Here is a 23772-nt window from a genome sequence, read left to right as displayed (position 1 = left end):
GACAGGCGTCTCGCGTCGTTAATTTAGAGCGCATCCCCCGCAGCGAGCCGGGCCCGCAACCCCTCCGCACGCTCGCGGATCTCCGGCAGCTCGATTTCTTTTTTCTCTAGATTCTTCACCTGAAACACCATCCGTCGGTTTGACTCAAACTGCTTGCGGTGGCGATCAAGGAAGTCCCAGTAGAGCGTCGTCACAGGGCAAGCCTTCCCGCCGGTAGCGGCCGAAGGATCGTACTTACAACTCTTGCAGTAGTTGCTCATCCGATTGATGTACGCGCCGCTGGCGCAGTACGGTTTGGTGCCGACGACGCCGCCGTCGCCGTATTGGCTCATCCCCAGCGTGTTAGGGAGGCTCACCCAGTCGATCGCGTCCACGTACATCGCCATATGCCAGTCGTGGAAGAGCCGCGGGTGGACCCCCACAAGCTGTGCGAAGAGTCCCAGCACCATCAGTCGATGAATATGGTGGGCGTAACCGTGGCTCAAGACAGAACGCATCGCGTCCCGTACACAGACCATCTCGGTCTCGCCATCCCAGTAGGAAGCCGGAACCTGCGTGTCCGCGTCGCAGTCGAGCGCATTGCGATCGACGTAGTTGGGCATCTTGGTCCAGTAGACGCCGCGTACAAACTCTCGCCAGCCAAGAATCTGCCGCACGAAGCCTTCGACCGAATTAAGAGGTGCATGGCCCGACTCGTAGGCCTCGACCGCGGAATCAACACACCTACGCGGGTCGATCAGGTGCAAGTTGAGCGCAAACGATAGCCGCGAATGATTTAGGAAGGGCCGGTCGGTCCACATCGCGTCTTGGTATTCGCCAAACAGCGGGAGACGATGATCGATAAAATCGCGGAGCGCGGCGAGGGACTGTTTGTGCGTTACCGGCAGATCAAAGTTCTCGAGCGATCCTGGGTGATCCGTGTAGCGGGCAGCGACTAGTTCGATTACTTCTTGGGTGACGCTGTCGGGGCGGAAGGAGCGTGGGGCTTTGGCCTCGATCGGACCCGACTTGCCAAACGACTTGCGGTTCTGCTTGTCAAAGTTCCAAGCTCCTCCGATGGGCGTGCCATCTCTGGTCATCAGCACGTTGTGCCGCTTGCGGGCGCTGCGGTAAAAGTCTTCTAGCTTCAAGGTCCTCCGGCCTTCCGACCAGGCGCCGAACTGTTCAATCGTGTCGAAGAAGTGTCGGTCGCTCCGGACCTCGAGCGGCAGTCCGAGATCGTCCGCGCTCTGCTGAAGCGACTGCCGCACCCGCCAATCGCCCGGCTCAAGGACGACAAGCGCTCTTGGATTGAGCCGGCGCGCCGCGGCTGCCAGCACGGCCGGAAAGTCGGGCCCGGAGTCCCGGCGCCCGTCGGCGTTGAGTTGGTGGTAGTCCACACGCCACCCTCGGCCCACCAGTTCATCGCGGAAGTGCCGCATGGCAGAGAAGAATGCAGCGATCCGAAGTTTATGGCAGCGAACGTGGGTCGCTTCGAGATCGACCTCTGCCATCCAGACCGCGTCTTGCTGGGCGTCGAATCCGTCAAATGCGGCAGAATCGACGTCGAGCTGGTCTCCCAGCACCAGCACGAGTTGGCGTACCGGCGGTTCTGTTTTGCGGGTAGGCATCGGCGATACGGCCTCGGTGCTCGTTGGATTAGACTAGACCAGGATAGAGGTGTTGCCCAAACCAACCATCGCATGACCACGTCGCACGAACTACCGCCTGGTTTTTCTCCCGCTCAGCGATACGGGCTGCTGCTCGTGGCCCTTGCGGCCGTGGCGCCCAACCTGGTGGGGAGCGCTTTCAATATCGCCTACAATCAAATTCAGATCGAGCCGATGCTCAAGCCGCATCAGCTTGATCGGTTCGGCGCTTGCTGGCGGCTGTTCAACTTGGTGATCTACCCGATCGGCGTGTTGGTGCTGGCGACCCCGCTGTTGTGGGTCGAGCCCGTCCACCGCGCGCTGGTCGCCGGGCGGCCGGTCGAACCGCGATCGCTGCTGTACGCACAGCGGTTTGCGGTGAACCTACCGTGGTGGGTGCTGCGGATCGTGAGCGTGTGCTGGCTGATCTGCATCCCGGTCTTCGGGGCAGCGCTGCTGCTGGGCGATGAACCGGTCGACCGCGAAGTGCTGTGGCACCTCGCGACCTCGTTTGTTATCGCGGGAATGATCGCGGTGACGCAGTGCTTCTTTGCGGTGGAACTCGCCAGCCAGCGGCTGCTGTTCCCTGTCTATTTCCAGCACGACCTCCCCTGCGACACGCCGGGGGCGTACCCGCTCTCGATCACTGGGCGGGGATTGATGTTCGGCGTGTCGGCCGTCGCCAGCCCGATCATTGCCCTGGTGCTGCTGTTGGTGCTGCCGGAAGCCTCCCGGCAGACCCCCGAGTTCGGCTTGTCGGTGGGCGCGGTGGCCATCGCCTTCGGTCTGACCACCGCCTGGATGCTGGGACGGCTGGTGGCGCTGCCGGTGCGGCGGCTCAAGGACGCGGCGGTCCGCGTGGCCGAAGGGGACCTGGACGTCCGCGTTGACGACCTCCGCGCAGACGACTTCGGCCCGTTGATCGACCGATTTAACCGGATGGTGGAGGGGCTCCGGGAACGCGAACGGCTGCAGGAGACCTTCGGCCGCCACGTCGGCCACGAGGCGGCCCGGCAGATCCTGGCCCGCGGCGCCGGGTTGGGGGGGACCGAGATGATCGTCACGGTCATGTTTGTCGACGTACGCGACTTTACCGCCCACTCGTCGCGGCACGACCCAGACGAGGTGGTGAGCGTGCTGAACATCTTCTTCCGCGAGGCGGTAGAGACCATCGAGTCGCACGGCGGGATGGTGAACAAGTTTCTTGGCGACGGGCTGATGGCGCTCTTTGGCGTGAGCGGCGGGTCGGAGAACCACGCCCTGGCGGCTGTGCGCGCGGCCACCGCCATGCAGGAGCGGCTGCGCAGCGCCACCCGGGAGCTGGAACAAGCGGGCTGGCCCGGGCTGCGGATCGGCATCGGCGTGAACACGGGGCCGGCGATTGTCGGCAGCATCGGGTCGCCGCGGCGGCAGGAATTCACTGCTATCGGCGACACGGTGAACATCGCCTCCCGCGTCGAGACGCTCACGAAGCCGCTGGCCCGCTGCTTGTTGATCACCGAGGCGACCCGCCTCAGGCTTCCGGCCGACTTCCCGATCGAGGCGCTCCCCCCCCAATGGGTGAAGGGGCGTGAGGAACCTATCGCGGTGTTCGCCCCCACGTCCGACAGCCCGTTGGCGGCGGGACAATGCGACTAACTCTTCCCACGTGCATAACCGACAAGCTCCGCTCCACCGGCGCTTGCGGAACTTCGCAGACAGGCGTTGTGCGCGGCGCGAGCGAAACTCGATACCCAGTGCTGGGTCCGGATTACTCCTGCCGCAACGGTCGTCATGTTTTCAGCGGACTTTCGCATACTACCGATCGTGCTAGCGGCGCTAGCTTTCGCCGCCGGATGCCGGTGCCACGATTGCGGCTGCATGCCCGGTCGGCCGGTGGTGTCGTGTTCGTTCGCTCCGGGCGCCCCGGAGGTTGAGCCTCCCGACCTGGCCTCGCTGCTGTCGATGGACCCCGCTTCCCCCAGCGACGGCCCGGTCTGCCTGCTCCCCGCCCCGGTAGACGAGTTTGACCTGCTGGACGCCCCGACCGCACAGTGCCAAGCGGCGGCCGCCTCGACCGTAGCGGCGGCGATCGAGCTCGAGCGGCATTACGCCCGGCTGCTGATCTCCTGCGATTCAGACAAGGTGGACGACGCCTTCTGCCTGAACCGCGACTTGCTGGCCCTCCGCGCTGCCGACGCACGCAACAAGGCCGCCGGCGAGGCGCTCGAGGCGTTCTATAACTTGGCCGGCCTGGAGGCGCGGAGCCTCTACCTCGACATGGCGGTCGCCGAGTCGCGCACGACGCTCTCGCGGATCGAGCGGCTCGCCGAGCGTGGGCTGCCGACGCCCGACGCCATCCAAGCAGACGAGGTCCGCGTCCGGATCGCCGATTTGCAAGACACGCGTCTGGTGCTTGAGCAGACCCGGATCCAACTGAACGGGCGGTTGAAGAAGCTGCTCGGCTGCCCGCTGGACGAGACGCGGATGTTCCGCCCCGAGGTCGATTGGGCGCCCGACTTCGCAACCGTGTCCGCAGAAGAAGCCGTGCAGACGGGGCTCGCGAGCCGGACCGACGTCCGCAGCCTGAGCGTGGTCTACTGCAATCTGCAGCAGCACACGCTGCCGGTGGCGCGGGCGGTGCTGGCCTTCGCAGACAGCAGCCTGGGTCGGGTCGAGCCGGTCCACAAGCTGCTGTGCTACGGCTGTGCCCAGGAAGAGCTTCCGATCCGCTGCCGGCAGCTACGGATGCTGATCGGCGAGGCGCGGGTGCTGGCGTCGGCGGAGATCAAGGGCGCCGTGTACGACATCGCCGCCGCGCAGCAACGCGTGCGGCTCGCGGCCGCCGCCGCGGAAGATCAACGCCGGGGCCTGCTCCGTCTCGAGAAGCGACGCGACCTAGACAATACAACCGTGTTCGAGCGGAGCGCCGCACGGGCCCGGGTGTTCCAGGCAGAATCCGACCTGATCGACCGGGTCGTGGAGCTGAACATCGCGCACGTGCGCTTCAAACGCGCCCAGCACCTGCTGGGCGTCGAATGCGGCTACGCCGCGGTCACGTGCCTCGAAGGCCGCTGCTGCCGCTGCAACTGCAATTAAGGGGCGAGCCGCCGGCGTCAGCCGACGGAGTTTCGTGCGGATGAGATCGATATCCGGTGCGAAGAAAACTCCGGCGGCTTACGCCGACGGCTCGCCTTGTTCACAGGGCGTCGATGACTAGGTCGCCTACTTCGCTGGTGGAGTAGCCCATCTTGCCGGCGCTCTGGCTCTTCATCTTCGTGCCGGTGACCTTCATGATCGCCTGCATGACGCGGTCGGCGGCCTTGGTTTCGCCAATGCGGTCCAACAGCATGCTCACGGCGTTGATGGTGGCGATGGGGTTGATGACCCCCTGCCCCGTGTACTTGGGGGCGCTGCCCCCCATCGGCTCGAACATGCTGACGCCCCCCGGCTCGGGGTTGATGTTGCCGCCGGCCGCGACCCCCATCCCCCCTTGGATCATCCCAGAAAGGTCCGTGATGATGTCGCCAAACATGTTGGTGGTGACGATCACGTCGTAGAACTCGGGGTTCTTGACGATCCACATGCAGCACGCGTCAACGTGGTTGTAATCCGTCTCCACGTCCGGGTAGTCGACCGCGCACTCTTGGAACGCACGCCACCACAGGTCGTGCCCGGTGGTCAGCACGTTGGTCTTGGCGACCAGGGTCAGCTTCTTCCCCTTGGGGTTGTTACGCCGCTGCGTGTACTCAAAGGCGTAGCGGATGGCCCGCTCGCACCCCTTGCGGGTGTAGATGGCGGTCTGCGTCGCGACCTCGTTGGGCGTGCCCTTGTGCATGAAGCCGCCGGCGCCGCAGTACAGGTCTTCGGTGTTCTCTCGCACGACGACAAAGTCGATGTCGTCCGGCCCTTTCCCCTTGAGCGGCGTCTCGACGCCGGGGAACAGCTTCACAGGGCGTAGGTTGATGTATTGGTCGAGGCCGAACCGGAGGTCGAGCAGCAGCTTGCGCTCGAGGATGCCGGGCGCCACTTTCGGGTGGCCGACCGCGCCCAACAGGATGCTGTCAAACTTGCGGAGCTGGTCCAACGCGTCCGCGGGAAGGGCCTCGCCCGACTTCAGGTAGCGGTCGCCGCCCCAGTCAAGCTGCGTGACGTTGCAGGAGAACCCCTCGTCCTTGGCGATGGCGTTGAGGACCTTAAGGCCTTCGGCGGCCACTTCGGGGCCGGTGCCGTCGCCGCCGATCACGGCGATCTGGTAGCTCTTGGGCATAAGTTTCTTGGTGCGGTTTGGAGCGGTGGATCGAACCGGCCAGCGTGGCCAGGCACCGATTCTAGCAGCCGTGCGACGGTCTGGTCAGGCGGCCCCGGGCCCCCCAGAACCCGCTGAGAATCTCGCCAATTCTGTGGCGGCGCCGTTTCGCGATGGGGGCTCGGTGCGGTATCATAGAACCTGGCCCAGTAGCGGCCTTCAATCCATCTTGTCTCCGGAGGAATCGCCATGGGCATCGGACCAGCGATCATTGGCGCTATCGTAGGGGCCCTAGTAGGCGCCGCGGCTCAAGCGGGCATCGAGCTCGGCATGAACAAGGAGGCATCCTGGATGGCGATCGTCATCGGCCTGTTTGCAGGGATCGGCGCCTGGAAGGCGGCCGGCGCGTCGATCCACAAGATCAGCTACCTACGCGGGGCGCTGGCGGCATTGGTGGCCCTCGGCGGCATTATTGGCGCCGCGCAGGCGATCTCGGCCGCCGCGGTCAAGCGGAGCGCCGACGCCGTGAACCCCGTTACTCCGGAAACCCCGCGCGTGGTGACGCCCGAGGCTGGAGAGGGCGAAGGAGAAGGCGAGGAGGCCACAGAGCCGGCCGAGCCGGAAGTCGCGGCGGCGCCCGCTCCCGCCGTGGGTCAGGTCCCCGCGGACTTCCGCGCCGGCAACGATAAGGGGGGTCCACCCAGCCCCAATCCCTACCAGTTTGTCTTTATCGCGGTGGGGGTCTTCTTGGCATATGAATTCGCCCGCGGCCACAAGCCGGCAGACGTGGAAGCGACCCCGGCAGAAGAACCGCCCGTCGCCTAGCCAGAACGCCAAGAACGCAACGACACAGCGCTATCGCGGGCGAGCGGGGACTTCCCGCTCGCCCGAACTCGTTTCTCTGCCTTGGAACCCTGAACCGAATGCACGTCTCCCGCAATGGTTGACGTTCAACGCCATGAGCGAATTCGTCACGGTCGCCCGCATAGGGGACATCCCCGAGGGTGAAGGGCGTGTGTTCACGGTCGATGGTCGGCAAGTCGGGGTCTTCAACCTCCGCGGCAAGTTGCACGCGATCGACGACCTCTGCCCCCACCAAGGCGCCTCGCTCAGCGCGGGCCACTTAGACGAGCAGGGGGAGGTAACCTGCCCTTGGCACGCCTGGCGGTTCTCGGTCACCGACGGAAAGTGGTGTGACAACCCGCGGCTCGGGGTGGACGTGTTCGAGGTCCGCGAGGTCGACGGCGAGGTGCAAGTGCGGGTCGGGTAGCGGCCCCATTTGGCGGCGGCGGGACTACTCTGCTTCGTCCGGTTCGATCACCGACCAAGCGGAGCTCACTTTCAGCTTCGTGCGGGTCTCCCTAGCGCCTCCGTCGACACCGTCGCTGAGCTTCATCGTGAACGACGACTGCTTGCTGGACGATACGGGCCGGCCTGCTTCGGCGTCGAACACCAACTCGCCCACACCGTCTTGGTCGACAATCTCTGCCTTCACGGCCGCGGGCTCGCCGCCATCGACGATCGCTTGTTCGGTCCGCGTCTCAAAGACGCGGACCGTCCGGCCTGCTTCTGTTCGCTGGCCGGCGTAGGTGTAGGTGGTCGAGAGACGCAGCACGCCCACCGGCGACTCGACCTCTACCTGGTCCGTCGACGTTTGCCCGACTTCTAACGCTCCCGCGGGAAGCTGAGTGACGCACTGCTGTACAATCCGCTTGATCCCTTCTTCGGAGAAGACCGTACCGGACGTCTTGGCCAACGGGTTGTTCTTGAGCGTTTCTGCCAGCTTCGAGTCGAGCGTCACGTCGCTCACCTCGCCCGTCGGGCCGATGGTCATAGTGATCGGCGCCCCCACCAGCACGCCAAAGAGCGGGGCGGTCATGGCGCCCAAGCCGTCGGCGGGTTCGTCGCTGTCAGAGTCGTAGTGGGTGTTCTTGATAGCGGCGCTCCCCGCGTCTACCACGACGCGTTCGATCGTCTGCGTCGCCTGCGCGCTGCCGTCGTTGTTTACCTCCGTCACGTCGAACCGGACAACCGTCTCTTGGGTCATCTCGGTCGCGACCGGCGGATCGTCGCCCGTGTTGACCTGGGTGGTCATCTCTTGCCGCATACGCATCCGCAGCGACTCCCCCTCAGCGAACTTCCAACGGGTTGGTGCGTCGCCAAACGCCGCCCCCGCAGAAATCAAGAGCGACCCGCAGCAGGCAATCAGACGTAGCATCGATTCGTTCCGGTAGGAATGAAGTCACGAAGTAACGGAAAACCCCTCGCCCGGATGGTCGAGCCGCCAGGCAGCAGGTCTTAAACATCCGCCCGTTGGGCCGGGGAGCCATCGAACTTTGTCTCCAAACGGCGGACGCACTCGGAATCAGAGCTCGAACGGTTCGCCCACCTCCGGCGTTAGCGGCTCGGCGGAGGTGTGCAGCCGGACCTGTTGGGCCCACGCGGCGGCGTCCTGCTCGATCGGCGGCCAGGTGTTGTAGTGGCACGGGGCGACGCGCTTCGGGCCGAGCATCCGCACCGCCTCGACCGCGTCTTCCGGGCCCATGGTGAACAGGTCGCCGATCGGCAGCACGGCAAGGTCGATCCCCACGGCGCCGATCAGCCTCATGTCGAGGAAGAGCGCCGTGTCGCAGGCAAAGTAGACCCGACCTCCAGGCAGATCGACCAACAGCCCACAAGCAACTCCGCCGTAAGATCCGTCGGGGAGGCTCGAGCTGTGATGCGCAACGGTCATCTTCAGCCGACCGAAGGGCTTCCCATCTTTAGATAGAGCGGCGCCCCCGCCTGGGTTCATGCCGACCGCCTTCGACTCAGCGACCCCCTGCTTCTTCAGCCAGTTGGCGACTTCAAACGGCGCAAGCACGGTTGCCCCGGTACGCACCGCGATGCTCGCCGCGTCCGAGACGTGGTCGAAGTGCCCGTGGGAGACCAGGATGAAGTCGGCCGACACATCGGCGGCCTTCACCTTGGCGGCGGGGTTGTCGTCGAAGAACGGGTCGACAATCAGCGTGTGCTTTCCGGTATCGATCTGCCACGTGTTGTGGCCGTGCCAGGTGATCTTCGTCATAGGGAGTGGAGCTCCGCGTGGACGGGGTGCGCCGTCGGAAGCGGCCGGGGGGATACGGGAATCAAGACGCGCCGACGGGGCGGAGCCCGTCGGCTGCCCCGGCCTGCGATATGGACCGACTCTTTGCGTAGACCGACTACTTCCGCAGGATCGCGTTCATGTTCTTCTTGTAGGCTTCGACGCCGGGCTGGCCATAGGGGTTGATGCCGATCAGCCGACCTTCGAGCACCGTGGCCAGCATGAACATCTGCAACACCTGCCCCATGACGTGCTCGTCGAGCCGCGGCAGCCTGAGGTCGGCCGTGGGCCGGTTGTCTTCGCGGTAGGCCTGGTTGGTGCCGGCGATGGCCGCCGAGAGGATCTCCGGCAGCGTCTTGTCCGCCAACGCGTTGAGCTGATCCTGGTTGTTGTCGCTGGGGCCTATGGCCAGCGCGTCGCGCTCGTGCGACTCGACAATCACGTTCGTGATGAGCTTGTCACGGACCCCCTCCTGGTGCTGCTGCCCGCGGCTGTGAAGGTCGCGTGTGTTGACGATCGTCAGCGGCAGGGCGCCACGCTCTTGCTTGCCGAGGCTCTCGGCAAGCAGTTGGTCGTACCACAGCCCAAGTGCTTCGAGCCGCTTGCCCCAGGTGCTGAGGATGCGTGTGGTGCAGCCACGCTCGGCTTCGAGGGCGTGGCAGACGCCAACGTACTGCATCACCACGTTCTCCGCGGGCGCGGCGTTGCGGAAGTGGTGGTTCATCGCCACGGCGCCCTGGAGCAGCTTCTGGATGTCGAGCCCCAAGATCGCGGCCGGCAGCAGGCCGACCGCCGAAAGCACACTGAACCGGCCGCCGACGCCGTCGGGAACCGGGAAGATCTCGGTGCAGCCGAGCGCGCCGGCCAGGTCGAACAGCTTGCCGCTCTCGCCGGTCACCGGCACCACCAGCCGCCCGAGCTCGCCGGGGCCGTAGTCGGCGTGCAGCTTGCGCAAGAAGATCCGCAGCGCCGCCGCGGTCTCCAGCGTGCCGCCGCTCTTGGAGATCACCACCACGCCCCACCGGCTCGTCTCGCTGGCGAGCAGGTCTAGCAGGCCCTGTGCGGCGTCGTTGTCGACGTTGTTCCCCTCGAAGTACATCTTCGGCCGTTGCCCGCGGAGCGTCGGGGGCGCCTGATTGTGGTAGGGGTGGCAGCAGGCCTCCATCAACGCCCGGGCGCCCATGTAGCTGCCGCCGATCCCCAGCACCACCACGCTCCCCAGCTCGCCGGCCAGCCGGTCGGCGGTCGCCTTTAGCCGGGCGACCTCGCTCTCAGCGCCGCGGTTGGCCAGCTCGTCGAGCAGGCGATCGGGGAGCAGGTGAAAACCGGCGTCTAGCGGCTGCTTCTGGGCGGGCACGTCCGCGGCGTCGGCCCAGAGCTGGGTGTCGGCCATCACGTCGTCGCGGGCTTCTTCCAGCTTCGGCGCTAGGGCCGCTAGCGTCGCGGGGGTGATGCCGTGCTCGGGGAGGAACACACCAGAGGGATCGTAGGAAATCATGTCCATATTTCTTGGCGGTGCGTGGGTTGCGCGGGTCTCGTCGCGAGTATATCGCCAAACGCCCCGGGAGGGCACTTGCTGACCGGGGGAAGATGGAGAGGATTGTGGGGAGAACGACGCCCCGGCGCCTGAAAAAACACAAGTGCGGCCCCAATCGAACCCGAAACAGCCGCCGGGCTACGCCCCGGCGGAGGGGCTGAGACGCAGCGTCCATCGAGCCCCACCGCCGGGGCGTAGCCCGGCGGCTAGGGGCCCTTGTGGCGCCTTGATTGTTACTGCCTACCTAACCCATCTCAAATCCTGACCGCGACCGCCATGGACACCCACGCCCTCATCAAGCCCCTGTTGGTGAAGAACGACTCCAAGATCGTCCTGTACGTCGGCGACGGGCTCGGCGGCCTGCCGCAGGAGCCGGGGGGCAAGACGGAGCTTGAGACCGCCAACACCCCCAACCTCGACCAGCTCGCCCGCGAAGGGGTGCTCGGTGGCAGCATCCCCGTGGCGCCCGGCATCTCGCCCGGCAGCGGCCCGGGGCACCTGGGGCTGTTCGGCTACGACCCCGTGAAGTTCCTCATCGGCCGCGGCGCGCTTGAAGCGACCGGCATCGGCTTTGAGCTGCGGGAGGGCGACGTCGCCGTGCGGGCCAACTTCTGTACGCTCGACGCCCAAGGAAACATCTCCGACCGCCGCGCCGGCCGCATCCCCTCCGAAGAGAGCGCCCCGCTGGCGATCAAGCTGCGTCAGGTGAAGATCCCCGGGATCGAGGTCTTCGTTGAGCCGGTCAAGGAGCACCGCTTCGTGATCGTGTTCCGCGGCCCGGGGCTTGAAGGCGCCGTCGCCGACACCGACCCGCAGCTCACCGGCGTCCCCCCGCTAGCGGCCAAGCCGACCGACCCGGGGAGCAAGAAGACCGCTGAGATTTGCAACGAGTTTGTGAAACAAGCGCAGCAGATCCTCAAGGACGAGAAGAAGGCCAACGGCTGCACCTTGCGCGGCGTGGCGGGCAAGCCGTCGCTCCCCAGCTTCGACGAGGCGTACGGGCTGCGGGCCGCGGCGATCGCCGTCTACCCGATGTACAAGGGCCTGGCGCGGCTCGCGGGGATGGACATCGTGGGCGACGCGAAGACGCTCGACGAGCAGATGCAGGTGCTCAAGGCCAACTGGGACAAGTACGACTTCTTCTTCATCCACTTCAAGTACACCGACTCCTCCGGCGAAGACGGCAACTTTGACGCCAAGGTGAAGCGGACCGAAGAGTACGACGCCGCGGTGCCGCAGATCTTGGCCCTGAAGCCCGACGTGGTGATCGCCACCGGCGACCACTCTACCCCCAGCATGCTGGCGAGCCATAGTTGGCACCCGGTCCCCACGCTGCTGTGGGCCAAGCACTGCCGCCCCGACGCGGCGACCGCGTTTGGCGAACGCGACTGCGTGACCGGCGGCCTGGGGCAGTTCGAGGCCAAGCACCTGATGACGCTGGCGCTGGCCAACGCCGGCCGGCTAGGCAAGTACGGCGCGTAGGTCCGGCGGCGCCCGACGTAGCAGCTGAAGGACCTCTCGCAGGAGCGCGGCGGCGCGCTCCTGCGAGGGGTTTCAGCCCTCACGCGTCCGCCTAGCCCTCAAACCCCGCCTTCCCCAGCAGCTCCTTCCGCAGGTCCTTGAACGGGTACTCCCGCGGGTCTTCCTTCGCGTCGTACTTGGGGTTCTTCTTCGGCATGTAGCGCTCGTCGACGTTCTTGTCGAGCCAGTCGCACAGCTCGGCGAACATCCGCTTTGCGCGGTCGGCCTCCTTCTCGCTGAGGTCGTGCTCTTCCCGCATGTCTTCTTCGATGTTGTACAGCCGGAGCCGGCCGTGCCAGTCGACGATCAGCTTGTAGGCGCCGCTGCGGATCGCGGAGTGGGGCGTCAGCGGCTGGCGGTCTTCGGGGTGCGGCACGTCTACGTTGAACGGGTAGTGCCAGTACATCTTGAGGCGGTTGTAGCCGGGCGTCTTGCCGGTCGGGTCCTTGAGCAACGTCGCAAAGCTCTCGCCGTCGATCTCGGGCGTGGGCTTGGCGCCGGCCAGCGCGGTGAGGGTGGGGTAGAGGTCGACGCCGTGCACCGCTTTGTTGCAGAGCGCGCCCCCTTGGGCGATCCCGTCGCGGCCGGGCGCCCACACGATCATCGGCACGCGGATGCCCCCTTCAAACAGCGTCGCCTTGCCCCCCTTGAGCGGCGCGTTCGACGTGGGCCCCCCCTCGAGCCAGTCGACGCCGCCGTTGTCGCTGAGGAACACCACCACCGTGTTCTCTGCTTGGCCCGTGTCGCGGAGCTCTTTCATGATCCGGCCGACCGACTGATCGAGGCTCTTGAGCATCGCGGCGTAGGTAGAGTTCGAGCGTCCGTCGTCCTCGATGGCGCCCCGGGCGTCGAACGCCGCGATCATCTCTGGTTTTGCTTCGATCGGCGCGTGGCAGGCAAAGTGAGCGAACCATAACAGGAAGGGCTGGTCCGGCTTGAGCGCGCGGCCTTTGATGAACGTTGCGGCCTGCTCGGCGAGGTCGTCGGTGAGGTACTCCTGACCGGTCTCGGGGCCCGGGTTGCCCCACATCAGTTTCTTCTGCCGCATCTTGGAGAAGACGAGTCGCTCGCGGCTCCAGAGGGGCCGCCAACGGAAGTAGGGCGAGCTCCCCGAGTCGTAGTACGCCAGCGACTGGAAACCTTGATCCGACGGCTGATACCCCAACGCCCCGTGCCCCCCCACGTGCCACTTGCCCAAGAAGGCCGAATGGTAGGTGGGGAGCGCCTCGGCGAGCGATACCTCGTTGCGTCCGTGGTCTTGCGATCGGCCCGAAGGCAGCGCGGTCAACGTGCGGGCGTTGAGCAGCGCCTGCTGCTGGTCGATGCGGTCGCGGTGGCGGACCACGTCTTGCTCGTGGTAGCCGCTGGGGGGCTCGAGGCCCTGGTTGTAATAGGTGGTGACGCTGCTGGGGGTGGCGGTGGTAAAGCCCATCGGCGCCGCCCACTTGCCCGTCAGCAGCGAGGCGCGCGTCGGGGAGCAGAGCGGGTTCACGTAGAACTGGGTGAACGAAAGCCCCTCGGCCGCCATCCGGTCGAGACTGGGGGTCTCGTAGTACAGCTCGCTCGTCGGAACCTCGCGCACACGCGCCGCGTAACTAGCCAGGTCCATGTAGCCAACGTCGTCGGCCAGGATCACCACAAGATTGGGGGGCCGGTCCGCCGCAGACGCGACGCTGGCCAAGAGAAAACCGAACAGCAGGAAGTATCCCTTCATGACGGCCTAAGGTGGCAGGTGCTTTCGTAAGACAGGCAATCCGGGCATTCTAGCCGAAGAAGCCGGCTCCGGGCGAGCGGCCTCCCGCGTCGGCCCCGTGTGCCCCTCAATTCTAGCTTACGGCGCCAACGCCCTTGGGTTCGCGACAACAGAGCGATCTGCAAGGCGCCTGGACCCCGAAAGCCAAGGCCTCGAAAACAAGGGGGGCGCCCGCTTTGTAGACGGCCAGCGGCCGTCGATCCAGATTGCAACCCGCCTGTTGAACCGATCTAATCCAACCTGCTTGGCGGCCAGCCGGTGCTTTCATGACTCAGTTCTTCACACTGCCCCTCAGGCTCTCCAACGCCCTGCTGGTGGTCGGCGAGCGGCCCGTCCTGATCGACGCCGGCAGCCCCGGCGAAGGGAAGAGGATCCTCCGCGGCCTCAGCACGCTCGGGGTGGAGCCCCAGGAATTGGCGGCCATCGTGCTGACGCACGCCCACACAGACCACGCCGGCGCCGCGCTCGCGCTGCGCGAAGCCAGCGGCGCGCCGGTCTACCTGCACCCGGCCGACGGCGACATGCTGGCCCGCGGCGTGATGGGCCCCCTACGACCGCTGCGGTTCAGGCACCGGTTGCTGCTGCCCATCGTGGACCACCCCTTCCCTGGGCTGCGGGCCGACAAGCCCTTGGAAGACGGCGATCGGCTCGACGGGTTGGGGCTGAGCGCACGCGTCGTCCACACGCCCGGTCATTCGGCCGGCTCGGTTTCGTTGGTGTTCGACGACGGCGACGCGGTGGTGGGCGACCTTGTGATCGGCGGCCTGCTGGGTGGGCTGATCGCCCCCGCGGTCCCCCGGCTGCCGTACTTTGCCGAGGACGTGCCGCTGCTGAAGCAGAGCATCGGTCGAATGCTAGACGAAGCGCCGGGCGTTTGGCGCCTGGGCCATGGCGGTCCGGTTAGGTCTGCGTCGGTCCGCCGCCGTGAATTGCAAAAATAGGGCGCCGAAGGGTTCGCCTTAGCGACTCTGTGGCTCACCTTCTTCAAGCCGCGCGTCGATCCACGCCGCGTGGTCCGACTGATCGCCGTAGTCGGCGTAGTCCGCGACGAGCGCGATCCCTTGAGCCCCCGACACGTCTACGTCGATCGCGATCGGCGGATCGCCGGTGCGGACCGTCTCGCTGGCAAAAAGCGGCTCGAACTTTCCGTCGCGGATCGCCAGCACACGGAAGATAACGCTCCCCCCGGGGCCGGCGTCGTCTTCAAGGGCGGCCTCGCTGCGGAAGCGGCGGTCGTTGGGCTCCAGCTTGTAGATAATCCGCGACGCAGAGTGACACGCGATCCCTTTGGTGCGTCGCTGCCCGTCGACCCACAGCGGCCCGCCGGTCAGCGAGCGATCTACGGCAAAGGGCCACTTGATGGTTGAATACGGCGTCTGCACGTAGTCGACCGGGCGGGCGTCGGAGAGGTAGCGAAACCCGCCCGCGAGCGTCTGCACGAAAACGACCGACTCGGGGTTGTCCGAGGCCGCCTCCAAACCGCCGGCTAGCTTGGCGCGTAGACCCGACGCGTCGAGCACCGCTTCGGCCGCCAACAGCAACGAACCGTCGGCCAACCCGATGGCTAGTCGCGCCGTGTCGTGCTCTCGATCGGCGCCCGCGAGCCGCAGCGCCGCGATCTCTGCCAACGGGAGCTCGACCGGCTGCCCCGCGGCCTCGAACTTCACCACCCGTTCTTGCACGCCTGCCAACCGGCCCTCGAGCCGGTCGCCCGCGGCCGTCCACAGCAGGTCGGCGGAGGGGGTTCCCCGTTCGGTGCAGGCGTCGAGCAGCAGCGTGTCGTCAGCCGCCTTGATCAGCAGCCGGCGCAGGGCGGACCTTGGCGCCTCGATCGGCAAGAGCGACTCGCCACGCAGCGAGACCCGTTCGGCGTCGATGGAAACCGAAGCCCGACGGGTCCACGCCGGGTACAACACCACGCGTGAGCCGTCAGCGAGTTCCGCTACCCAGCGGCCGCGCGACTCGCGAGGGGCGCCCCAACGGACAAAGGCCCCCGCTTCGTGCTCCACCGTCTCGCCGTCGGCGCCGGGGGTCGACACCCGGCCGTCGGCGTCGATCGTGGGCGCCGCGGTGCGATCGGGCGCCGCGTCGGGCGCCCCCCGTGCAGCCGACGCCGCGAGCGCCATCAGCGCCGCCGCGAGCATCAATGAATGGGTCACGCGGGGCGTCATCGCTGAAAGATGGGGATCATGTCGTTGGGGGTCTGCAGCACGATCAGCGCCATCGCGGCGCCGTACTGCGGGCCGTTGGAATCGGCCCAAGAGCCGTCCCCCTGCTGGAGACCAAGCAGGGTGTCGCGGACCGCCGGGTACCAAGTGTCCCACGGCTCGCCGCCCGCCTGCCACATCGCCTGCACCGCGTAGTACTGTCCGTAGTAGAAGTGCCCCTGCCGCGCCGCCAGCCGACCGTCGGGCCGCTGGGCGAGCAGGTACTTCAGGCCGCGGTCGATCTCTGCCCCCTCGTACACGCCCGCGTTGTACAGCGCCACAACGCCCGCCGCGGACCGTGGGAACAGGCTCGATCGATCCTGCGGGGTGTAGCCGAAGCCGCCGTCGGGGTTCTGACACCTGCGCACGTAGGCGATGCAGCGGTCGACCGTCTGGTTCGGAACAAAGACGCCCGCGTTGCGCGCCGCCCGCAGGGCCATGATCTGGCAGATCGTGACCGACAGGTCCGCGTCCACCGGCTGCGGCGTGTAACGCCAGCCCCCTTCATCGTTCTGGGCGCTGATGATTAGCTGCACCGCCGACTCCAGCTTGTCCCTCAGCTCGCGGCGGTCGCTCTGGCCGTAGGCCTCGGCCAGGAACAGTGTCGCGAAGCCGTGACCGTACATGGGCCCGTGGCTGCTGGCGCCGTCTGCGTTGATGAACCCACTGGCGTCCGTGTTGGCCATCAGGTACTCGATGCAGCGGTCGAGCTGCTTGCCGTAGGGGCCGCGGCCCGGCTCGCTCCCAGAGCCCAGCATCGCCATCCCGCCCAGGGCGACCACCGCAGCGTTACGGCCATAGCCCACGGTGCCGAACGAGCCATCCTGGAGCTGCGCCCCGGAGAGGTAGCGCAATCCCCGATCGATGGCGGCGTCGGTGGCGGGGGTGATCAGCTCCCCTTGGCCGAGCGCGGCGCCGGCCAGGAGGCACCACGGGAACGCTGCGGCGCAGTAGCAACGCAGAAAACCTCTCGCAGAGGCGCAGAGGCGCAGAGAGATTGAGAGAAACGGTGAAACCACTGTGTGCCGCGCTCCTTCGTTCTCTGCGTCACCGCGTCTCCGCGACAGCCCGTCGTCCGTAGTCACTTGACCGGCTCGGCGGCCAGCTCGCGGTAGTAGGCCTCGATCTCTTCGCGGTACTCCGGCAGGAACTCGTCCGGCGACGATTGCAGCATCTGCTCACGCATCCGCGCCGGGAGCCGACCCCAGACTTCCTTCATCAGCTCCTCGGGGGGCCGGCCGCCGCTGCCGGTGGCGTTCGAATCGCCCAGGCGTGTGCTAGAGGTTTTGGCTGGCGCCTGCGAGTTCTGGTTCGCCTGTTGGGGCGGGCCCGGCTTCGAACCCGGCTTGGGCTTCGAACGCTGGCTGGCCTGCTTCTCGCCCGGCTTTCCGGGCTTGCCGCTCTGGCAGTTCTTGCACTGTTCTTCCGCCTTCTTGATCAGCTCGTCGAGGTCGTCCACAACCTGCTGCTGAACCTTGCCAACATCGCCGGAGACATCGCGGGCGTTGATCAGCGACTCGGCACGCTGCATCTTCGACTGGATGCCGTCGAGCGGATTGGCGGCGGGCTGACCAAGGTCTTCTCCGCCTTCGGCGGGTCCACCCTGGAGCAAACGTTCCAGCAGGCCCGGCTCGATCGCCGGAGGGGCGTCGGCGTCCGCCGGCGGCGCCTCGGGTTCGGTCGCGCGGAGCAGGTCCGCCACGCCTCCTTCCAGGGGCGCTCCCCCCAGGCCGCCAAACGCCGACTCCGGCGCGGCGCAGGCCCACGGAGAGGGCAGGACGCAAGCAAGCACGGCCAAGGTCAGAACGCCGGCGGGCAGGTATCGCATCCGTGTCTCTCCGAGTGGGGTTTCCGGAAGTAGGGTTCGCCTGACCAAATCCACTATAGGTTAAAGCCGTCGTCGCCGCCCTGGGCATTATTATTACGCTGCATCAGCTCCTGGACCAGCTCGGCAAGCTGCCGCTGCTGGGCCGCTAGCTCCGCCGAACGCTGCTTCGCCTGCTCGGCGGGGGGGCCATCGCCAGCGGCGTCCGCCAGATCGGCGGTGAGCACCGCGGTTTGCGCCTTCAGCTCCACCTGCATCAGCCGGATCAGCTTCAGCTCGGCGATATCGATCGGGGGTTCGCCCTCCGGCGGTTGTTGCCCCCCCTGGCCTCCGCCGTCGCCGGGGGGCTGCTCGGCGTCCGGGTCGGGTTCCGGCGGCTCTCTCCGCAGCACCTGGGCGACATGCTTCAGCCGCGACAACGCCGCCATTTCTCGCCGCTGCGTCTCGCGTCCCGTGTCGCCCCGGTCCAGCAGCTCGGCCGCGGCCCGCAGCTCGTCCGCGGCGGCCAGCAGCGCCAGGTTGAACACCTTCCGCATCGCCGCGAGTTGGGCCGCGTCTTCTACATCGGTGGCCAGAGTACGCTCGTCCCCGGCCAGCGTCTCGATCGCGTCCTTGATCGCAGCAGGCTCTACCCCCGAAGACTGCCGCTCGGAGTCGGCCCTCAGCGTCCCGTCGAGCGCTTCGGTCTGTCGTCTGATGAAGCCCTCGACCAGCTCGGCCACCTGGTCGAGGATACGCCGCATCTGTTCTTCCTCCAGCTCCTCAAGACGCTCGTCGATCTTCTGCTGCGCGTCGGCCAGGTCTTGGTCTGCCTGCTCCATCGCTTCGCGTTCCTCTTGGCGCCCCCCCTGCTCGCCCGCCTGGCTCGCTTGCGACATCTCTCCCGAAGCGCTCTGGGCGCTCTGCGAGGCGTCCGGCGCAGTGAGCCGATCGAGCTTCTGCGCCATCTGCTGGGCCTGCTGCGCAAGCTGCTCGTTCTGCGGAGAAACGTTCTCGCCGCGCGCCTGCTGGTCGCGGGCCTGATCGAGCTGGTCGCGCATCTTCTGCAACTGGTCGCGGGCCTCACGCAGCTCGCTGGCTAGCTTGTCAGCGTCGGTCGGCGTCTGCTGGCGCAGGGCATCGAGCATCTGCGCCATGTCTTCTGCGGCCGACTGCTGCGACTGCGACGCCCGTCCCAGGGCGTCCTGTTGCACGTCGCGCTGCGCGTCGCGCAGCTTCGACGCGGTGCCGCGAGACTGCGACTGGGCCAGCGCGTCGGCCACCCGGTCGGACGCGGGCGCGCCGCTTTGGGCGGCGTCCTTCATCGCCTGCTGGAGCTTCTCGAAACGCCGGGCGATGTCGGCCTGCTCCTCGGCGATTTGTTCCCCGTCTTCGGCGGCGGCGCCGGCGGCCTGCGCGGCCGCTCCACGGGCGGTGCGGGACTGAAGCTGTTGCAGATCGTCTCGCAGCTCGCCCAGACGGGTCGCCAGCCGCTCAAGCTGGTTCCAGTCCCCGAGCTCGTCGATCAGGGCCTCCAGCTCCGCGGCGGCGGCCGACTGCTGATCGATCGCCTCGGCCAAGGGCTCACGCGACCGGTCGGCCGGTTCACCGGCAGCGACCGCTTGCCGGGCCTTGGCGAGGGCCCGCGACGCCTCGTTCATGGCCTGCTGGGCGACCGCGTCGAGCCGCTCGGCTACCTGCTCTAGCTGCGACTGCAACTCGGGCCGCGCGGCGCCGTTCATCGTGAGCTGCTCGAGCAACCCGCGGGCGAGCTGCGCGGCGCCCCGCTTTGGTTCGGACACCGCTTGGTCCGCGAGCCGCTGCGCGTCGCCGGCCAGCGCGATGCCGTCGAGCGCCTCGGCTGCCGGGGCGCCCGCCTGCAGGGCCCCGTCCGCCCGGCGGGCGTCTTCCCTGGCCTGGCGTTGGTCGGCGAGCGCGCGCTGCATGGCCTGCAGCAGTTGGGTCTGGCGGTCTGCCAGCAACTCATCGAGTTCCTCTGGCGTGATAATCGTCACCCGCCGCTCCGCGGTGGCGCGGCCGGTGCCGGGGCGGTAGTCTTCTGCTTCGAGGGTCAGCGACAACTGCTCGCCGAACGCCAGTTGCATCGGACCGAGCGGCAATTCCGCGGCGCCGGTCTGGCGATCGGCCGCGGCGGGGAATGCCGTGTCGCGTTTCGGGGGGTCGGCGGCGCCCTGCCACAGGGCGACGCGCTGGGTCACGGCTGCTTCGCCAACGCCCCTCTTGGCGACCAGGGTTAGGTTAGCCACCGCTAGGTTGTCTGCCGCGCGCCCCGAGACCCGGATCACGGCGGTAGGCGCCAAGTAGAGGTCTTCGCCCGGCGTGTCCCACTCCACCACCGGCGGCGGGTCGGCCTCGATCCGCAACCGCCACGGCTTGCTCTCGCCACGCATGCCATCGGCGGCCGCCAGGCCGATGGCGTAGCTCGTCGATTCAGAGCCAGGAAGCGACTCTGCGTCGGACTCTTGCAGCCTGACACGCCACCCGGCCGGTCCCGTGGCGAACGCCCGAGGCGCGGAGACCTCCAGCGGCGTCGCGACGGCGCCGCCAACGCGGACTTGGGCTGCGGCGATCGGCGCTTTTGCCTCGCCCCGCAGCGTCACACGACTGCCGTCGAGCACCCTCAGGTGGCGGTCGCTGCCGGCCGGCGCCACACCGGTGTATTCCGGCGGCGCCACTTCTACCGAGAACTTTTCTACGGCCGGCGGGTCGACGACCTCCACCTCGATCCAGCGCATCGTTTCGTCGTCGCCCCCTACGGCCCGGAACGCGAACGAACGCTGCACGTTCTCGCGGTCGAGGACAAACCGGTCGCCGGCGGGCCGCATCGGCGTTTCATCGACCCGGCTGCGTCCGTTGGTCTCGCTGCGGAACTGCAACGCAACCGACTCGGGGAGCGTGCCGCTGGCATCGATCACACTCGTCTCGAACCGTCCGCCGCGGGCCAGCCGTGTGGGGGGGTCGACGACCTCCAAGTGGTGCAGCCGCGGCCAATAGGCCTGGGCCCACGGCGCGGCGAGCCGCTGCCCGGCCAGCAAGAAGGCGTGCGGCGCCACGAACAAGAACAGCAGAGCCGCTGCCGCAACGGCCCCCGCCGCGCGGAGGCCGCGTTGGAGGGGCGCCCGGTCGAGCGCCGTTTCTACGTCGACGCGCTCAAGCTCGGACGTCGCCCGCATCACGACCGCCCGACGCAGGTCCGACGACCCGGCCAGGGGATCGTCTTCTCGTTGATCGACAAACGCGAGCGCGCTGGAGAGCCGGCTGCCGAGCGCCGGCTGCCGCTGCTCTAGGCGGCGCGCCGCGGCCAGCGGGGTCCAACCGCGCCCCGACAGGCCCTCCCGCCAGCGGTACAGGGCCCAAGCCGCCAGCCCAAGCACCAGGCCCAGAGCGATCCACCGCAGCCCGGGGTCGCTTGGCCGCAGCAACGCGTCGGCAAGCATCAACGCAAGCGCAGCGCCAACCACCAGGCTAACCACCGTCAGCCCAGCCGCCGCCCGCCCCCGCCGCCGGAGCCGCGAAGCGAGTTGTTCGACTTGTTGCTTGAGTGGGTGCATTGAGCTGTCTATTTGTTCTCAATCACGAAGAATGGAACTCGGATTGTCGCGGATTGAAGGGATCCGCACGGATCAAGGTTCCGTTTGATCTCACTTCATCCGCGTTGATCCGCGTTCCTTTTTTCCGTCATGGTCTAGTAGGATTAGAGCATCGCCTTGCGTTTACGCAAAATCCATTCGGTCGTCAGGCAGCCGGTGATCGCCAGCAGCATCCACCAGCGGTTCCAGAGTTCGACCGGCGGGAGCGGCTCTACCGCCACCGCGCGGCCCGGCGGCAGCGCTCCGGCTAGCTGATCGACCTGCTCGATGTCGAAGTAGGCGCCGCGGGAGCGATCGGCCGCGGCGCGGAGCGCCTCGCGGTTGCGCTGGAGGCGGCTCATCTCGCCGGGTGGGGGGGTGACGCGGAACGCGGCCGACACGGCGCCGGCCCCCCGCGGGGCGTCTGGATCGGCGCCGGCCAGGAGCAACCGGTACTCTCCCGCCGCTAGGCTGCCGAGCGACGCCGCGTAGCGCCCGGCCGCGCCGGCGACCGGGGAGAGCTCGAGCCGTTGCTGCTCTCCCCCGTCGGTCTGCAGCAGCACGCCCGGTGGCTGATCGCCGGCCGACCCCTGCTGCACCTCGACTCGAACGGTTTGGCCTACCTCGTAGTTGGTGCGGTCGGTCGCCAGGCGGGTCGATCGGTTCTCGGCCAGCAGCTTGCCGCGGGCGAGCCAGCGGAGGGTCTGAACCCAGTAGCGGGCGAAGAGCGCGTCGCCGGTCCGGCGCCGCCACCGCCACGTGGAGTCGATCGCGTGCATCACCACGCGACCCGCCCCCGCGTATTGGGCGACGATCAGCGGGGCCGGCTTGCCGGCGCCGGTGAGGGCGGTGGGGTGCGTCGCCCACACCTGCGCGGCCGGCTTCAGTTGGCCGATGTCGGTCCACCAATAGAGCGGCTCGAGCTGGGTCCACAGCCGACGGGTCTCGTCGGGCGCGGTCCCCAGTTGCAAGCTGGGCGCCTGCAATCCAAACGGAGTCGGCGCCACGCGGAACGCATCGACAGGCTTGCCGGCCGCCGCGGGCGACCCGCTGGGGTCGATCGGCGCTAGCTCGGCGAAGTCGGCGATCGCGGCGTAGTCGTGCGGCAGCGACCGCGGCCCCGCGACGAACACCACCCCTCCGCCGGTCTCTACCACGAACTGCCTCAGCCCCCCCCAGAACGACCGCGGCGCCTGCCGGGGGTCGAAGTCGATCAGCACCACCGCGTCGTACTGCGCCAGCTCTCGCGCGGTGATCGGCAGCCGGGCCACGGCCGTGGGGTCGGTGGCGGTGTAGTCGAGGTCCGACTCCTGCAGGAACGTCGACGACTCGACCGTCGAGTCGCGGTCGATCAGGTTCTTGAGGTAGCGGAACTCGTAGTTGGGGTAGGCCGCCGCGAGCAAGACCTTGATCTTCTGGTCGCGGACGTCGATCGTGCGCGTGAGCTTGTTGTTCGACGCGTCGCGTTCGCCGGTCACCGCGGCCGCGGAGATCGCCGCGCGGAGCGAACCGGGAGACTCGGGGCGGTAGACCAGCAGCACGTCGTGCGACGAGGCGCCGGTCGGCACGTCGATCGTCTGCTCGGCCAGCGGTGCGGCCCCCCCGTCGCGGGTGAGGGTCACACGCACCTGCTCGGCGGTCGATGCCTGCACGCGCAGCGTGGCGCGGAACGCCAGCAGGTCGTCGACAAACGTCACGTCGTCGACAATCAGGTCGCCCAGCTCTACGTCCGGCGGCGCCGAGTCGCGGCCCACACCGACGGCGAGCAGCGGCACCCCTAGCCGGCGGGCCGATTCGGCCGCTTCGCTCAGCGATCGGCCGGCGGTGTTCTGGCCATCGGAAAGCAGCAGCACTCCCTGCGGGGGGCCCGACGGGTCGTCGAGCGCCCGCAGCACCGCGTCTCCAAGCCGCGACTCTCCGGCCCAGGCCGGCGCCGCGTCATCCTCTGTTTCCAGCGACACCTCTCCGCCGCCCGTGTCCCGGACGGCCACATCGAAGTTCTTGCCGATCGCCTTGAGCAGCCGGCCGTTCTCGGCGGTGAGCGCGGCGCGGGCCAGGGCGTAGCGTGAAGGATTGCTGGGCAGCGCGTCCGCTAGTGCGTCCGGCAACTCCCCCGCGGGGTAGTAGTCTTCGGTGCTCATGCTGGCGGAGCGGTCGAGCACTACCGCCAGCCTGGGACGCGCGGTGCGCACGCCGGCCAGCAGCGCCTCGGTTAGCATCGCGGCGATCAAGGCGAGCGTCGTCAGCCGCAACAGCGCCAGCATCGTGCGGTAGGACCGCCCCGCCGGCGACGACTCGCGTACGTACGCGTGCACCACAATCGCCACCGCGGCCGCTACCACCAGCGTGGTGAGCCAGGGCGCCCACGCCCAGTGCGTTTCGAGCTTCCAGACGACGTCGGTTGTGCGTGGGTCCATGG

The 23772-nt window shown here is 67.6% G+C and carries 17 protein-coding genes; 6 read left to right on the top strand and 11 right to left on the bottom strand.

Annotation, left to right across the window (positions count from 1 at the left end; translation table 11 throughout):
- Window positions 1-23: 23 nt before the first annotated feature.
- On the bottom strand, window positions 24-1610 hold the full coding sequence (locus tag Pla175_RS04740) for a cryptochrome/photolyase family protein (protein WP_145281596.1): 1587 nt from the start codon (window positions 1608-1610) through the stop codon (window positions 24-26).
- Window positions 1611-1682: 72 nt separating this feature from the next.
- Here Pla175_RS04740 and Pla175_RS04735 point away from each other — a divergent pair, with 72 nt between their 5' ends.
- On the top strand, window positions 1683-3266 hold the full coding sequence (locus Pla175_RS04735; RefSeq protein ID WP_145281594.1) for an adenylate/guanylate cyclase domain-containing protein: 1584 nt from the start codon (window positions 1683-1685) through the stop codon (window positions 3264-3266).
- Window positions 3267-3488: 222 nt separating this feature from the next.
- Window positions 3489-4706 (top strand): TolC family protein, encoded by a 1218-nt coding sequence (locus Pla175_RS04730; RefSeq protein ID WP_145281592.1) that lies wholly within the window; start codon window positions 3489-3491, stop codon window positions 4704-4706.
- Between the two features lie 100 nt (window positions 4707-4806).
- Here Pla175_RS04730 and Pla175_RS04725 read toward each other — a convergent pair whose 3' ends face one another.
- Entirely contained in the window at window positions 4807-5877 is a 1071-nt protein-coding gene (locus Pla175_RS04725; RefSeq protein ID WP_145281590.1) for a 3-isopropylmalate dehydrogenase, read from the bottom strand.
- Between the two features lie 228 nt (window positions 5878-6105).
- Between Pla175_RS04725 and Pla175_RS04720 the strand changes: the two genes are divergently transcribed.
- The gene (locus Pla175_RS04720) at window positions 6106-6681 is read left to right on the top strand and encodes a hypothetical protein (RefSeq protein ID WP_145281588.1); all 576 of its coding nucleotides are present in this window, start codon (window positions 6106-6108) and stop codon (window positions 6679-6681) included.
- A 133-nt stretch (window positions 6682-6814) separates the two neighbouring features.
- The gene (locus Pla175_RS04715) at window positions 6815-7126 is read left to right on the top strand and encodes a Rieske (2Fe-2S) protein (RefSeq protein ID WP_145281586.1); all 312 of its coding nucleotides are present in this window, start codon (window positions 6815-6817) and stop codon (window positions 7124-7126) included.
- Between the two features lie 24 nt (window positions 7127-7150).
- Here Pla175_RS04715 and Pla175_RS04710 read toward each other — a convergent pair whose 3' ends face one another.
- The 3 genes from Pla175_RS04710 to Pla175_RS04700 all read right to left on the bottom strand — a co-directional run bounded on the left by Pla175_RS04710 (window position 7151) and on the right by Pla175_RS04700 (window position 10439).
- Window positions 7151-8074 (bottom strand): DUF6263 family protein, encoded by a 924-nt coding sequence (locus Pla175_RS04710; protein WP_145281584.1) that lies wholly within the window; start codon window positions 8072-8074, stop codon window positions 7151-7153.
- Between the two features lie 147 nt (window positions 8075-8221).
- Window positions 8222-8923, bottom strand: a complete 702-nt coding sequence (locus Pla175_RS04705; RefSeq protein ID WP_145281582.1) for a metal-dependent hydrolase — start codon at window positions 8921-8923, stop codon at window positions 8222-8224.
- Between the two features lie 136 nt (window positions 8924-9059).
- A complete protein-coding gene (locus Pla175_RS04700) occupies window positions 9060-10439 on the bottom strand; it encodes a glucose-6-phosphate isomerase (protein WP_231954192.1) in 1380 nt (459 codons plus the stop codon).
- Between the two features lie 315 nt (window positions 10440-10754).
- Here Pla175_RS04700 and Pla175_RS04695 point away from each other — a divergent pair, with 315 nt between their 5' ends.
- Complete coding sequence (locus Pla175_RS04695; RefSeq protein ID WP_145281578.1) at window positions 10755-11960, top strand: 2,3-bisphosphoglycerate-independent phosphoglycerate mutase; 1206 nt, start codon at window positions 10755-10757, stop codon at window positions 11958-11960.
- 91 nt (window positions 11961-12051) lie between these two features.
- Here Pla175_RS04695 and Pla175_RS04690 read toward each other — a convergent pair whose 3' ends face one another.
- Complete coding sequence (locus tag Pla175_RS04690) at window positions 12052-13713, bottom strand: sulfatase (protein WP_145281576.1); 1662 nt, start codon at window positions 13711-13713, stop codon at window positions 12052-12054.
- Between the two features lie 305 nt (window positions 13714-14018).
- Between Pla175_RS04690 and Pla175_RS04685 the strand changes: the two genes are divergently transcribed.
- Window positions 14019-14693, top strand: coding sequence for an MBL fold metallo-hydrolase (locus tag Pla175_RS04685; RefSeq protein ID WP_145281574.1), 675 nt, complete (start codon window positions 14019-14021; stop codon window positions 14691-14693).
- 18 nt (window positions 14694-14711) lie between these two features.
- Here the strand turns inward: Pla175_RS04685 and Pla175_RS04680 are convergent, their stop codons facing one another.
- The 5 genes from Pla175_RS04680 to Pla175_RS04660 form a co-directional block, all read right to left on the bottom strand.
- Window positions 14712-15911 (bottom strand): NPCBM/NEW2 domain-containing protein, encoded by a 1200-nt coding sequence (locus Pla175_RS04680; protein WP_197527270.1) that lies wholly within the window; start codon window positions 15909-15911, stop codon window positions 14712-14714.
- 8 nt (window positions 15912-15919) lie between these two features.
- Window positions 15920-16978 (bottom strand): prenyltransferase/squalene oxidase repeat-containing protein, encoded by a 1059-nt coding sequence (locus Pla175_RS04675; RefSeq protein ID WP_145281569.1) that lies wholly within the window; start codon window positions 16976-16978, stop codon window positions 15920-15922.
- A 62-nt stretch (window positions 16979-17040) separates the two neighbouring features.
- Window positions 17041-17787, bottom strand: a complete 747-nt coding sequence (locus Pla175_RS04670; protein WP_145281567.1) for a hypothetical protein — start codon at window positions 17785-17787, stop codon at window positions 17041-17043.
- A 53-nt stretch (window positions 17788-17840) separates the two neighbouring features.
- Entirely contained in the window at window positions 17841-21335 is a 3495-nt protein-coding gene (locus Pla175_RS04665) for a coiled-coil domain-containing protein (RefSeq protein WP_145281565.1), read from the bottom strand.
- 143 nt (window positions 21336-21478) lie between these two features.
- Complete coding sequence (locus tag Pla175_RS04660) at window positions 21479-23770, bottom strand: vWA domain-containing protein (protein WP_145281563.1); 2292 nt, start codon at window positions 23768-23770, stop codon at window positions 21479-21481.
- Between the last annotated feature and the right edge of the window lie 2 nt (window positions 23771-23772).

The organism is Pirellulimonas nuda (genome assembly GCF_007750855.1).
Lineage (GTDB): Bacteria > Planctomycetota > Planctomycetia > Pirellulales > Lacipirellulaceae > Pirellulimonas > Pirellulimonas nuda.
Note: the sequence above shows the minus strand (reverse complement) of the source record. Positions and strands in the feature narration are given on the sequence as shown.